The sequence below is a fragment of the Thauera sp. WH-2 genome, assembly GCF_048321015.1.
GTDB lineage: Bacteria > Pseudomonadota > Gammaproteobacteria > Burkholderiales > Rhodocyclaceae > Thauera.
Map to the genome: position 1 here is coordinate 270176 of NZ_JBLWFG010000003.1, position 13144 is coordinate 283319.

The 13144-nt window shown below is 66.1% G+C and carries 13 protein-coding genes and 1 tRNA gene; 5 read left to right on the forward strand and 9 right to left on the reverse strand.

The window, feature by feature from the left end:
• Positions 1–29: 29 nt before the first annotated feature.
• Positions 30–1661 carry a BCCT family transporter gene (locus ACNKW1_RS07775; RefSeq protein ID WP_418364008.1) on the reverse strand — a complete coding sequence of 544 codons (1632 nt, stop codon included), beginning with the start codon at positions 1659–1661 and terminating at the stop codon, positions 30–32.
• 236 nt (positions 1662–1897) lie between these two features.
• Here ACNKW1_RS07775 and ACNKW1_RS07780 point away from each other — a divergent pair, with 236 nt between their 5' ends.
• The 3 genes from ACNKW1_RS07780 (at position 1898) to ACNKW1_RS07790 (ending at position 4097) form a co-directional block, all read left to right on the forward strand.
• The gene (locus ACNKW1_RS07780) at positions 1898–2167 is read left to right on the forward strand and encodes an HPr family phosphocarrier protein (RefSeq protein WP_418364009.1); all 270 of its coding nucleotides are present in this window, start codon (positions 1898–1900) and stop codon (positions 2165–2167) included.
• A gap of 1 nt (position 2168) precedes the next feature.
• Positions 2169–3899 (forward strand): phosphoenolpyruvate--protein phosphotransferase, encoded by a 1731-nt coding sequence (gene ptsP, locus ACNKW1_RS07785; protein WP_418364010.1) that lies wholly within the window; start codon positions 2169–2171, stop codon positions 3897–3899.
• A 124-nt stretch (positions 3900–4023) separates the two neighbouring features.
• Positions 4024–4097, forward strand: a tRNA-Gly gene (locus ACNKW1_RS07790).
• 68 nt (positions 4098–4165) lie between these two features.
• Here the strand turns inward: ACNKW1_RS07790 and ACNKW1_RS07795 are convergent.
• Complete coding sequence (locus ACNKW1_RS07795) at positions 4166–4633, reverse strand: winged helix-turn-helix transcriptional regulator (protein ID WP_418364011.1); 468 nt, start codon at positions 4631–4633, stop codon at positions 4166–4168.
• 134 nt (positions 4634–4767) lie between these two features.
• On the opposite strand from ACNKW1_RS07795, the gene ACNKW1_RS07800 reads away from it, so the two are divergent.
• Together ACNKW1_RS07800 and alr are read left to right on the forward strand one after the other, a co-directional pair.
• The gene (locus ACNKW1_RS07800; RefSeq protein ID WP_418364012.1) at positions 4768–6099 is read left to right on the forward strand and encodes a D-amino acid dehydrogenase; all 1332 of its coding nucleotides are present in this window, start codon (positions 4768–4770) and stop codon (positions 6097–6099) included.
• Positions 6100–6192: 93 nt separating this feature from the next.
• On the forward strand, positions 6193–7254 hold the full coding sequence (gene alr / locus ACNKW1_RS07805) for an alanine racemase (protein ID WP_418364013.1): 1062 nt from the start codon (positions 6193–6195) through the stop codon (positions 7252–7254).
• A gap of 51 nt (positions 7255–7305) precedes the next feature.
• Here alr and ccmI read toward each other — a convergent pair whose 3' ends face one another.
• Genes ccmI through ccmC form a run of 7 tightly spaced genes read right to left on the reverse strand, consistent with a single transcriptional unit; the run spans position 7306 to position 13124 of the window.
• Positions 7306–8532 (reverse strand): c-type cytochrome biogenesis protein CcmI, encoded by a 1227-nt coding sequence (gene ccmI / locus ACNKW1_RS07810; RefSeq protein WP_418364014.1) that lies wholly within the window; start codon positions 8530–8532, stop codon positions 7306–7308.
• Positions 8529–9023, reverse strand: coding sequence for a cytochrome c-type biogenesis protein (locus ACNKW1_RS07815; RefSeq protein WP_418364093.1), 495 nt, complete (start codon positions 9021–9023; stop codon positions 8529–8531). The genes ccmI and ACNKW1_RS07815 overlap by 4 nt, the downstream gene beginning before the upstream one ends.
• A 40-nt stretch (positions 9024–9063) precedes the next feature.
• The gene (locus ACNKW1_RS07820; protein ID WP_418364015.1) at positions 9064–9657 is read right to left on the reverse strand and encodes a DsbE family thiol:disulfide interchange protein; all 594 of its coding nucleotides are present in this window, start codon (positions 9655–9657) and stop codon (positions 9064–9066) included.
• 21 nt (positions 9658–9678) lie between these two features.
• On the reverse strand, positions 9679–11661 hold the full coding sequence (locus ACNKW1_RS07825) for a heme lyase CcmF/NrfE family subunit (protein ID WP_418364016.1): 1983 nt from the start codon (positions 11659–11661) through the stop codon (positions 9679–9681).
• A gap of 1 nt (position 11662) precedes the next feature.
• Complete coding sequence (ccmE, locus tag ACNKW1_RS07830) at positions 11663–12106, reverse strand: cytochrome c maturation protein CcmE (RefSeq protein ID WP_418364017.1); 444 nt, start codon at positions 12104–12106, stop codon at positions 11663–11665.
• The gene (gene ccmD, locus ACNKW1_RS07835; protein WP_418364018.1) at positions 12103–12336 is read right to left on the reverse strand and encodes a heme exporter protein CcmD; all 234 of its coding nucleotides are present in this window, start codon (positions 12334–12336) and stop codon (positions 12103–12105) included. The genes ccmE and ccmD overlap by 4 nt, the downstream gene beginning before the upstream one ends.
• Positions 12336–13124 carry a heme ABC transporter permease CcmC gene (gene ccmC / locus ACNKW1_RS07840; protein ID WP_418364019.1) on the reverse strand — a complete coding sequence of 263 codons (789 nt, stop codon included), beginning with the start codon at positions 13122–13124 and terminating at the stop codon, positions 12336–12338. The genes ccmD and ccmC overlap by 1 nt, the downstream gene beginning before the upstream one ends.
• Positions 13125–13144 lie beyond the last annotated feature (20 nt).

A 13144-nucleotide genomic window follows, 5' to 3' on the forward strand; every position in this document is an offset into this window, starting at 1 on the left:
GCGCGACACCGGCGATCAGCGCCAAGGCGTCAGCGCGCGCGCGGCTCCGACATGAGTCCCTTGACCACCGCCACCGCCGACATCAGCAGCACGATGGTGAAGGGCAGGCCGGTCGACACCGCCATCGCCTGCAGCGCCACGAGGCCACCGCCAAGGATCAGCGCGATCGCCACCAGGCCCTCGAACACGCACCAGAACACGCGCTGCGGCGTGGGCGCATCGACCTTGCCGCCCGCGGCGATGACATCGATGACGAGCGAACCCGAGTCGGACGAGGTCACGAAGAACACCACCACCAGAATGATCGCGATGAAGGACGTGATCTGCGCCAGCGGCAGCGCGTCGAGCATTGAGAACAGCTGCAGCGGCAGTTCGGCTTTGGTCGCCGCATCGTAACCGTCACGCACGAACTGCAGGATCGCGGTTTCGCCGAAAACCGTCATCCACAGCACGCAGGCCAGCGAGGGCACGATCAGCACCGAAATGATGAACTCGCGTACCGTGCGGCCGCGCGAGACGCGTGCGATGAACATGCCGACGAAGGGTGACCACGAGATCCACCATGCCCAGTAGAACGCGGTCCAGCCCTGCGAGAAGTTGGCGTCGTCGCGGCCGACCGGGTTGGACAGCGCCGGCAGCTGCTGGAAATACGCCCCAAGATTCGCGAAGAACCCGGTGAGGATGTCGAGCGTCGGCCCCACCGCGACCACGAACAGCAGCAGCAGCACGGCCAGGATCATGTTGATCTCGGACAGGCGCTTGACCCCGGCGTCCAGGCCGGCCACCACCGAGAACAGCGCAATCGCCGTGATGCCGATCACCAGCACGACCTGCGTGGTGTTGCCGAGCGGCACGTCGAACAGAAAGTTCAGACCCGAACTCGCCTGTGCCGCACCGTAGCCCAGAGAGGTCGCCAGCCCGAACAGCGTGGCCAGCACGGCGAGGATATCGATGACGTGACCCGGCCAGCCCCAGACACGCTCGCCCAGCAGCGGATAGAACACCGAGCGCACCGTCAGCGGCAGGCCCTTGTTGAACGAAAACAGCGCCAGGCCGAGCGCGAGGATGGCGTAGATCGCCCACGGATGCAGCGCCCAGTGGTAGATCGTGGCCGCCATGGCAAGCCGGGTCGCAGCTGCAGCATCGCCTGCCGCAGCGCCGAGCGGGGCCCAGTCGGTACGAGCACCGTTGTCCATCGCGGTGCCACCGAAGGCGCTGCCGAAGTGCGACAAGGGCTCGGAGACGCCGAAGAACATCAGCCCGATCCCCATGCCGGCAGCGAACAGCATCGAGAACCAGCCCAGGTAAGTGTAATCGGGAGTGGCCTCCGTGCCGCCCAGGCGCACCTTGCCGAGCGGCGAGACCACCAGAACCAGGCACACCAGCACGAAGATGTTGCCGGCACTGAGGAAGAACCAGTCGAGGCTCGAGGTGAGCCAGCCCCGCATCGAGGTGAACATCGGCTCGACCTGATTCTGGAACGCCAGCGTGAGCACCACGAAAGCGACGACCATCAGGCCGGAGATCGCGAACACGCGGTTGTGGATATCGAGGCCGAATGGGCCCACGTTGACGAGGATGTTGTCCTGACCGACCTTGTAATCGGTGTCGATCGGATTGACGTCTCCGTCCGGGATCATGGGATCCTTGTTTTCTGCCATCTGTACTCCTTGTCATTTTGCACGACCGGCGCACGAGCGCGCAGCACGCCGGAAGCTGCAGGCCGCATATTCTATCATTTTCAGACAAATTCGTTTTGGGCCAATAGAGTTAGCGAAGATGATCCACGGCACGATTCGGGCCCGCTCGGCTAGAATTCCGTCCTTGCACGAGATCGACGGGACGACCGGGCCGCATAGCCCCTTCCTCCCGTAACTGCCGACGGAGACCCGCCCCAATGCCGCGAGAGGATGCGCCCATCATCAACAAGCTCGGCCTGCATGCGCGCGCCTCGGCCAAACTGACCCAGCTCGCGAGCGGCTACCCTTGTGAAATATGGCTCGAACGCAATGGCCGCCGCGTCAATGCCAAGAGCATCATGGGTGTGATGATGCTTGCCGCCGCAAAGGGCAGCACGATAACCATCGACACCGACGGCGAACGGGCCGAGGAAGCCATGCAGGCGCTTCAGGCGCTGATCGCCGACCGTTTCGGCGAAGAGGAGTGACATGCCTTTCACCCTGCACGGCCTGCCTGTTTCCCAGGGCATCGCAATCGGCCACGTCCATCTGGTCTCGCATGCACTGCTCGAGGTCAACCATTACCACGTCGCCGAGAGATACCTTGATGAGGAAACCGCGCGCCTCGACGAGGCCGTCGCGACCGTCCAGGGCGAGCTCGTAGGCCTGAAGGCGGTCACCACATCCGGCCAGACGCACAGCGAGGTCGGCGCCTTCGTCGACCTGCAACTGATGATGCTCGCCGATCCGATGCTGGTCGAAGCCGCACGGCGGCTGATCCTCGAGCGGCGCTGCAATGCAGAGTGGGCGCTGGTGCAGCAGATGGAGCACGTCGTTGAGCAGTTCCGCCAGATCGAGGACCCTTACCTGCGCGAACGCCAGGCCGACGTGGTCCAGGTCGTCGAGCGCCTGGTGAAAGAGCTGCTCGGCCACCCGGGACACCTGCCGCCCAAGCGCCGCGACGGACTGGGCACCATCGTCGTCGCCCATGATCTTTCCCCGGCGGACACGATCAGCTTTCGCGACCACAATATCGCAGGCTTCGTCACCGACGTTGGCGGCCCGACCAGCCATACCGCAATCGTCGCGCGCAGTCTGAAGATTCCCGCCGTTGTAGGCCTGCACCATGTACGCGACCTGCTCGAGGACGATGAGCTGATCATCGTCGACGGCTCTCGCGGGGTCATCATCGTCGCACCCGACGAGCAGCTGGTGGAAGAATACCGCCTGCGCAAGAGCGAGCTCGAGATCGAGCGTTCCAAGCTCAATCGCCTGCGCGACACCCGGGCCACCACACTCGATGGCGAGGAGATCAACCTGCTCGCCAACATCGAAGGCCCCAAGGACCTTCCGGCCTTGAAGACCGCGAACGCCGACGGCGTGGGCCTGTACCGTACCGAGTTCCTCTTCATCGGCCGCGAGAGCCTGCCCGACGAGGACGAGCAGTACGAGGCCTACCGCACGGTGCTGAAGGCGTTGCCGAACAAGCTCGTCACCATCCGCACCTTCGACGTTGGCGCCGACAAGGCGCTCGACGGCGGGCAGACACGTGTCGAGCCCAACCCGGCGCTGGGTCTGCGCGCGGTGCGCTATTCCCTCGCCGAGCCGAAGATGTTCCTCACGCAGTTGCGCGCCCTGCTGCGCGCCTCCGCACACGGCCAGTTGCAGATCATGGTGCCGATGCTCTCGCACGCGCAGGAGATCGACCAGTGCCTCGCCCTGGTCGAAAAGGCCAAGGCCGAGCTACGCGCCGAGAAGCACAAGTTCGACGAGGGCATCCGCATCGGTGGCATGGTCGAGGTGCCCGCTGCAGCGCTATCCCTGGGGATGTTCATCCGCCGTCTGTCCTTCCTGTCGATCGGCACCAACGACCTGATCCAGTACACGCTGGCCATCGACCGCTCGGACGACGCGGTGGTCCACCTCTACGACCCGCTGCACCCGGCGGTGCTCAAGCTCATCGCCATGACGATCTCCACCGGCGCACGCTACGGCCTCCCGGTATCGGTATGCGGCGAGATGGCGGGCGATCCGACCTACACGGCGCTGCTGCTCGGCATGGGCCTGCGCAACTTCTCCATGCACCCGGGAAACATCCTCGAGATCAAGCAGATCATCCTGCGTGCCGACCTCGGTGACCTCGCGCCCAAGGTCCAGCGTATCCTGAAGATGGACGAACCAGCACGCATCCGCGAAGCGATGGAGCGCCTCTCCGGTTGAAGGCCGCCTGCGGGACCATCCGCAGCCGACAAACGCAAGTGACAAACGCAAGTTGAAGCCACCCGGCACAGCGGCTACAATCCGTGCTTCCGCGATACCGCTCGGCAAGGGCGTCGAAACGCGTGCGGGTGTAGTTCAATGGTAGAACGGCAGCTTCCCAAGCTGCATACGAGGGTTCGATTCCCTTCACCCGCTCCAGCCCCATTCCTGCACAAGGCCAGTCCCGCACCGGACTGGCCTTTTTGCTTTTGCACGCCCGCCCTCGCTCACAGCTCGGGCGGCAGGTAGAGCGACTCCTTCACCTCCTCCATCACCACGTAGCTGCGCGACTCGGTCGCCGAGGGCAGCTTGAGCAGGATGTTGCCGAGCAGGCGGCGGTAGTCGCTCATCTCGGCGATACGCGCCTTGATCAGGTAGTCGAAGTCGCCCGACACGAGATGGCATTCCATCACCTCCGGCACGAAGGCGAGCTCCTTCTTCACCCGGTCGAAGGCATCATTGGACTTGGCCGACAGCTTGAGCTCGACAAACACCAGCAACGCCCGGCCGAGCGCGTGTGGATCCACGCGCGCGTGATAGCCCGTGATCACACCCTCGCGCTCCATGCGCCGCACGCGTTCGGTGCACGGGGTCGCCGACAGGCCGACGCGCTGCGCCAACTCGGTCATCGAAAGGCGCCCGTCCTTTTGCAGAAGATCGAGGATTTTCAGGTCGATACGGTCGAGTTCGCGCATTTCACTCCCATCCCTACCAAGGCACCACCTGATTCAGGCGTTATCGCTATTTAACCGCCAATAATAGGTGACTTTCTCTGCACAAGCATTCCTACACTGCCGATATTCAACCTATATCCGGCAGGAGACCTGAAATGCACGTCATCGTACTCGGCAGCGGCGTCGTCGGCACCACGACAGCATGGTATCTCGCGCAGCAAGGTGCACAGGTCACCGTGATCGACCGCCAACCTGGTGCAGCCCTCGAGACCAGCTTCGCCAATGCCGGTCAGGTATCACCCGGCTACTCCACGCCCTGGGCCGCACCCGGCATCCCGCTCAAGGCGCTCAAGTGGCTGTTTCAGCGCCACGCCCCACTCGCCATCCGCGCCGATGGCAGCCTCTTCCAGTTGCGCTGGATGGCGAAGATGCTGGCCAACTGCTCAGGCGCACGCTACGCGGTGAACAAGGAACGCATGATGCGCGTCTCGGAATACAGCCGCGACTGCCTGCGCACGCTGCGCGAAACGACCGGCCTGCACTACGAAGAGCGCAGCCGCGGCACCTTGCAAGTCTTCCGCACCCAGGCGCAGCTGGACGCGGCGGCACGCGACATCGCCGTGCTCGATGAGTGCGGCGTACCCTATGAACTGCTCACCGGCGATGATGTGGCGCGGGCGGAGCCGGCGCTGGCGCAGCGTCCCAGCAGGCTCGCAGGTGGCCTGCGTCTGCCCAACGACGAAACCGGCGACTGCCGCCTATTTACCGAGCGGCTCTCACAGATGGCAGAGCAGGCGGGGGTGCAGTTCCGTTTTGGCGTGGAGGTGCGCGAGTTGGTGCAGCGTGGTGGCCACATTGCGGGCGTACGCATCGCCGGCAATGACGCTCAGGCGGAAAACGAGCTGCTTACCGCTGACCGCTACGTGCTCGCCTTCGGCAGCTATTCGCGCCCAATGGCTGCCAGCCTCGGGCTGGATCTCCCGGTGTACCCGGTGAAGGGTTATTCGCTGACCATTCCGCTCATCGACGCAGCCCGGGCGCCGGTATCGACCGTGCTCGACGAAACCTACAAGGTGGCCGTGACCCGCTTTGACGACCGTATCCGCGTCGGCGGCATGGCTGAGCTGGGCGGCTTTGATCTGCGCCTGAACCCGCGCCGCCGCGAGACCCTGGAATTGGTGGTAAGCGACCTCTTCCCGGGCGGCGGCGCGGTGGACAAGGCCGAGTTCTGGACCGGCCTGCGTCCGATGACGCCCGACTCGACACCAATCATCGGCGCCACGCCCTTCCCGGAGCTGTTCCTGAACACTGGGCACGGTACTCTGGGCTGGACCATGGCCTGCGGCGCCGGCCAGCTCGTGGCCGATCTGGTCACCGGCCGCCAGCCCGCAATCCGTCACGAGGACCTGGGCCTCACCCGTTACCACGGCGGGAACGCCGGACGGCAACCCCGGACGGAAGGCGGCCGCATGCTAGGCACCGCCTGATTCCGGGCGCCCCGCCCCAGCGGCATTGCAGGCGAGCGCGTTTCCCCGCACCATCACGCGTTTACCCGTATCGCCCCGCCCCCGGAAGCCCACATGCGACCTGCACGCGCCCTCGTCGACCTCGCTGCGCTACGCCACAACTACCGCATCGCCCGCCACCTGCATGGCGGTCGGGCGCTTGCCGTGGTAAAGGCGAACGCCTACGGCCATGGGGCCACGCGCTGTGCGCAGGCGCTTGCCGATGAAGTGGACGGTTTCGCGGTGGCCTTTCTAGACGAAGCCCTCGCGCTGCGAGAGGCCGGCGTCGTCGCTCCCATCCTGCTTCTTGAGGGGGTCTTCGACGCCGCTGAGCTGACGCAGGCGGCCGCACACCGACTCTGGATCGTCGTGCACCACGAAGCACAGCTGCGCATGCTGGAGACGACGCCGCTCGACCATCCGCTGCAGGTCTGGCTGAAGGTGAATAGCGGCATGAACCGCGCCGGCTTCACGCCCGAAACCACCTCGGCCGCCTGGCAGCGCCTGCGCGCCTGTGAGCGGGTGGGCGAAATCACGCTCATGACCCACTTCGCGCGCGCCGATGAGCCTGGCGAGCAGGCAACGCTGGAGCAGATCGCACGCTTCGACGCGGCGACAGCCGGCCTGCCCGGCGCGCGCAGCCTAGCGAACTCTGCGGCCGTCCTGGGCTGGCCGCAGGCAAGACGCGACTGGGCGCGACCCGGCATTTTGCTCTACGGTGCCGACCCGATGCCCGACGCCGCACACGGCCTGCAGCCGGTGATGACGCTCGAGAGCGCAGTCATGGCGACACGGGAGATCGGGTCGGGCGAGCCGCTCGGCTATGGCGGGCGCTTCGTGGCCCAGCGACCGACCCGCATCGGCCTGGTCGCCATGGGCTACGCGGACGGCTATCCGCGCGTGGTGCCGGACGGCACGCCGGTCACGGTGGACGGACGGCCGTCTCGCGTGATCGGGCGGGTGTCGATGGACATGCTTACGGTCGACCTCACGGACCACCCCGGCGCACGCATCGACAGCCGGGTGGAACTATGGGGCAATGAGGTTGCGGTCAACACCGTGGCGCAGGCCGCAAGCACGATCGCCTACGAGCTGCTGTGCAACGTGAAGCGCGTACGCTTCGAGTACCGCGACTGAAGGTATTCCGGAATGACCGTGCCGGCGACGGCGCGGCCATCCCGGCAGGCATCACTGCCGCACGCGGTCGATGACCACCGTCACTCCGGAGGCGTCGGGGGCAACCGGCGCACTCTCCCCTTCGAGATCACCCGCACGCGCAGTGGCGTCACCGCCCTTGGCCACCCGCGCCGCGATCACCACGCGCTCGGGCACCGCTGCATCGCCCATCATGAGTGTGGCGCCGTCGAAGTCGAACGCCAGGGGCAACTCCCCGCCGGTGAAGCGCAGCGCAGCCAGCGGCGGACCGCCCGCCTCGCCGCGCACGAAGACGAACACTGTGTCCCCAGCCGCAACCTGGTCCGCCAGCGCCCCGGCGAGTTCGAGCCGTCCGGCAACTCTGAGCGCGGAGGCACCGACCGCCGCCGGCGCTGTACCTTCGTTCTCACCCAGCGGCGGCATCCCGGCCTTGGCGCGCGCGTCGTTGATACTGGCACGCACGCCAGCCGCGGCTTCGTCACCGGAGGGGATCTGAACCAGGATCCGCTCCCAGTACTCCGCCGCCCCCTTGAAGTCCTTACGCTGGTAGGCGGCCGTGCCGGCCAGTGCGAGCGCCTTGGGATGGCCGGGAGCGGCCGCAAGCGCGCGCTGAACCAGTTCGGCCGCCTTGCCATCGAAGCCTTCCATCGCGGCCACCACGTCCGCCCAGTCGGCGAGTACATTGGGATTGTTCGGCACCACGCGGTCGAGCTGCTCATAGGCAGTGGAGGCTTTGGGCAGGTCCTCGAGCACCAGATAGGTGCGGGCGAGCATGGCCCAGCCTTCGGCGTTATCCGGCTCTTCCTTCAGGCGCGCCTCGAGCGAGCCCACCATGTCCTGGATCTGGTCCTGCGTGAAGCCTTGCTGGGTGGCGACGTTCTCGGGGTTCAGCGCATCGGGCTCGCCGATCACCAGGTAGGCGCCGATGGCCGCAGCAGGAATGGCCAGGCCCACCATCACCGCCCAGGCGCGGCTTGGGCGGGTATCTGCGGCCTCCGCTACCTCGACCGCGGCCTCACCCTCTTCCAGCGCGCGGCGCTCGAGTTCCTCGCGGCTCTTGGCGTGGCTGGCGGCATCGATTTGTCCTGCGACCAGTTCGGCGTCGAGTTCGGCAAGCTGCTCACGCAGCACCCTGAGCGCCACGGTACTCTGGCGCGCCTCCTCGCGGCGGCGTCGCGCGCCCACGCCCAGCAGCGGCGGCAGGACCAATAGCAGAGCGCCGGCCAGGAGCAGGCCGGCAAAGACGATGAAAGCGGTCACGAACGGGACTCCGGAGATGCGTTATCTTGCTCGTCGGCGCGCTCGAGCAGCGCACGCGCGCGCTCACGGTCGGCTGCCGACAGGCCGCGGTCGGCCGCAAGCTCGACGCTACGCCTACGCAGCCGGTACGCCAGCCAAGCGGCGCCGCCGATGAGCAGCGCGAGGGGACCAAGCCACAGCAACAACGTGGTGCCCTTGAAAGGCGGCTCGTAGAGCACGAAGTCGCCATAGCGCTCGACGAGATACTCGACCACGTCATCCTTGCTCTTGCCAGTGGCGAGCTGTTCACGCACCTGGTTGCGCAGATCGACGGCGAGCGGGGCGTTGGATTCGGCGATGGACTGGTTCTGGCACACCAGGCAGCGCAACTTGTGCGACAGCTCCATGGTGTCTGCTTCCAGTTGCGGATCGGCAGCCACCGTAGGCGCTACCGAGGGATCAGCGTCGGCCGCGTGGCTCGCGGGAGCGAGGCCCAGCGCGGCGCCCAGCATCAGCCAGGCGAGGGAACGACGCAGGAAGGACGGCATGTGCTCAGCCCGCACGGCGCAGCTCCTCGATCTTGGGCATCAACACGTTCTGTAGCGAATCAGGCGTGATCGGACCGATGTGCTTGTATCGGATGCGACCTTCGCGGTCGATGAGGAAGGTCTCGGGCACGCCATAGACGCCAAAGTCGATACCGACCCGGCCATCGATGTCCATCACCGAGACCATGTAGGGATTGCCGTGGTCGCCAAGCCAGCGCTGCGCGCGCTCCACGGCCATGGAGGTCTCGGCCTCGAGCGACAGACCACGAGCGTTGATCGCGCCGTCACCGCGCACCTCCTTATAGTTCAGCCCCACCACCGGCACGACCTTGTCCTGCGCCATGCGCACCAGCAGCGGGTGCTCCTGCCGGCAGGCCACGCACCAGGATGCCCACACGTTGAGCAGCCACACCTCGCCGCGCATCTCCTCGAGGGAGAACTGGGTCTCGGGGGCATCGAGGCGTGCGAGGCTGAATTTCGGTGCAGGCTTGTCGATCAGCGGCGAGGGCACCTCGCGCGGATTGAGGGTGAGGCCGAAGGCGAGGAAACCGGCCAGGCCGAAAAAGAGCAGCAGAGGAACGAGAAACTTGGCTTTCATGGAAGTCCTTGCAAATCGCGCTCAGGCCGAGGCCGCAACGCGTTGTCCCGCAACCGCCCCTGCATCACGCGCGGCAAGGCGACGGTAGCGGACGTCCGCGGCGGCGAAGATCCCGCCCAGACCCATCAGCACGCAGCCCAGCCAGATCCAGCTGATGAAGGGCTTGTAGTAGAGGCTGACGATCCAGGCGCCGTCCTCGAGCTGCTCGCCGAGCGAGACATAGACGTCGCGGAAGGGACCAATGTTGAGCGAGGCCTCGGTCATCGGCATGCCCTGCGCCCAGTACAGGCGCTTTTCAGGCGTCAGGGTGTCCATGACCTCGCCGTCTCGCACCAGCTCGATCCGCCCGCGCGCGGCGGTGTAGTTCGGCCCCTCGATCTCCTCGGCGCCGCGGAAAACGAAGGTATAGCCAGCAAGTTCGGCATGCTGGCCTTCGAGCATCTTCACGTCGATGTGACGATCCAGGCTGCCGACCATCGTCACGCCGATGATGAACACGCCCACACCCAGGTGCGCCAGCCACATGCCCCACCACGACGCGGTGATCAAGCGCAGGCGCACCCCGGCGGATGCGCCGGCGCGGTCCTTGAGCCGGCGCGCGAGCAACTGGAGGCTGGCAAGCACGACCCAGGCCGCAAGCGACAGGCCAAGCGCCGTGCGCCAGGTCAGATGATCCACCGCCACCGCCGTGCCGACGCCGATGATCACGCTGGCGATGAATGCCGGCGCCACCTTGCGCACGGCAGCAAGCAGGTCGTCGTCCTTCCACCGCAGGAAGGGGCCGAACATCATCAGCACCACCACCGGTGTCATCAGCGGCACGAACACCGCCTCGAAATAGGGTGGGCCGACCGAGATCTTGCCGAGGTTGAGCGCGTCAAGGAAGAGCGGATAGAGCGTGCCGAGCAGCACCGATGCCGAGGCCACTGTGAGCAGCACGTTGTTCGCCAGCAGCGAGGTCTCTCGCGACACCAGGGCGAAGCTGCCACCGCCGGTCAGTTTGTTCGCGCGCATCGCGTACAGCAGCAGCGAAAAGCCAATCACGATCACCAGCAACGCGAGGATATAGAGGCCACGCTTGGGGTCGGTTGCGAAGGCATGCACGCTGGTGATGACGCCCGAACGGACAAGGAAGGTGCCGAGCAGCGACAGCGAGAAGGCGCCGATCGCCAGCAGCACCGTCCAGCTGCGGAAGGCCCCGCGCTTTTCGGTGACGGCGAGCGAGTGCATCAGCGCGGTGCCGAGCAGCCAGGGCATGAAGGAAGCGTTCTCCACCGGATCCCAGAACCACCAGCCACCCCAGCCGAGCTCGTAGTAGGCCCAGCCGGAACCGACCGCGATGCCGGCGGTGAGGAACACCCACGCGATCGTGGTCCACGGCCGCGACCAGCGCGCCCAGGCGGCGTCGAGCCGGCCCGAGAGCAGCGCCGCGATCGCGAACGCGAAAGCCACCGAGAAGCCGACGTAGCCCATGTAGAGCAGCGGCGGGTGGATGATCATCCCCGGGTCCTGCAGCAGCGGGTTGAGGTCGCGCCCCTCGCCCGCACCCGGGAGCAGGCGGTCGAAGGGGTTGGAGGTGACCAGCGTGAAGGAGATGAAGCCCGCGCTGACCCAGCCGAGCACGCCGAGCACGCGCGCCATGAAGGCTTCGGGCAGGTGGCGTGAGAACACCGTCACCGCCACCGTCCACAGCGCCAGCGACATCGCCCACAGCAGCAGCGAACCCTCGTGGTTGCCCCACACGCCGGTGATCTTGTACATCAGCGGCGTGGCGCTGTGCGAGTTGGTCGCCGCAAGCTGGACCGAGAAGTCGCTGGTGATGAAGGCCCAGGTCAGGCAGACGTAGCTGAAGACGATGAAGAAGAACTGGCCCTGCGCTGCCGGGCGACCGACAGCCATCAGGGCCATGCTGTTGCGATGCGCGCCGACCAGCGGCACCACCGCCTGCACCAGCGAGAGCACCAGCGCGAGGATGAGGGCGAAATGTCCGAGTTCGGGAATCATGTCACTGGCTCAGCGTCTGTGCGGCTTTCTGCGCCTGCTCCACGGCGTGCGCAGCTTCGGGCGGCATGTAGTTCTCGTCGTGCTTGGCGAGCACCTCGCTGGCGCGGAACACGCCGGCCTCGAGCTTGCCCTGCACCACGGCGCCCTTGCCCTCCTTGAAGAGGTCGGGGAGCGTGCCCTTGTAGGTCACCGGGATGACCTTGGCAGTGTCGGTGATGGCGAACCGCACCGTGACGCCATCGGCCTCGCGTGCGATCGAGCCATCCTCGACCATGCCGCCGATACGGAAGGTCTTGCCCACCGGCGCCTTGCCTTCGGCAACCTCGGACGGCGTATGGAAGAACACCAGGTTCTGCTGGAAGGCGCTCAGCACGAGGGCCACCGCGGCGACGAGCAGTGCGACGCCTCCACCCACGAGCATCAGACGCTTGCTACGAGCTTTCATTGTTCCGACTCCATGGCGGGCACGAGGCCTTCGCCGTTACGCTTTGCTGAATCCTTGCCGACCGCACGCCGCCAGCGCAGCAGGCGGCGAACCGTGTCCTTCCGACGCTGGAACACGAGCACGAGTTCCAGCGCGATCAAAGCAAAAGTGACGCCATAGCTGCCCCAGACGAAAAAGGCGGCGCCATCCATGTCCCAGAACGCGGACCAGCTCTCCCACTGCCACTGCATCAGGCACGTCCTCCGCTGTTGAGGGCACCGGCCGGCGCCAGCCTGTCGAGCTCGGTCGCCACCCATTCGGTGTGGCGCTCACGCTCGAGGATCATCGGCCGCACCCGCCACAGCACCACCGCGATCGTGTACATCCACGAAGCGATCGCCATCACCAGCATGCCGGCAAGCATGGTCGCGGCCATCGACGGCGCCTTGTTCAGGCTCACCGAGGCGCCCTGGTGCAGGGTGTTCCACCACTGCACCGAGAAATAGATGATCGGCACGTTCACCGCACCGACCAGGGCGATGATGGCGCCAGCGCGGTCGCCGCGGCGCGGGTCCTCGATGGCACGCGTGAGCGCGATGAAGCCGAAATAAAGGAAGAGCAGCAGCAACTGCGAGGTAAGTCGCGCGTCCCACACCCAGTACGCGCCCCAGGTGGGCTTGCCCCACAGCGCTCCCGTCCATAACGCGACGAAGCAGAACATGGCCCCGGTGGGCGCCAGCGCCTGGCTCATCACGAAGGACAACCGCGTGTTCATGATCAGCCCCACCGCCGACCAGAAGGCCATGATCAGGTAGATAAACATGGACATCCAGGCCGCCGGCACGTGGATGAAGATGACGCGATAAACCTGCCCCTGCGTCGCATCGGTGGGAGCGACGAAGAACCCCAGCCACAGACCCACGAGCGTGAGCGCCACCGCGAGCGCAGCGAACCAAGGCGCGAGACGGCCCGCGAGGGGATAAAAGTGTTGCGGCGCGGCGAAGCGCCAGAGGCTGCGGCCGCGTTCGGGTCTTGTCATGCTCGGATGCTTCGCTCACT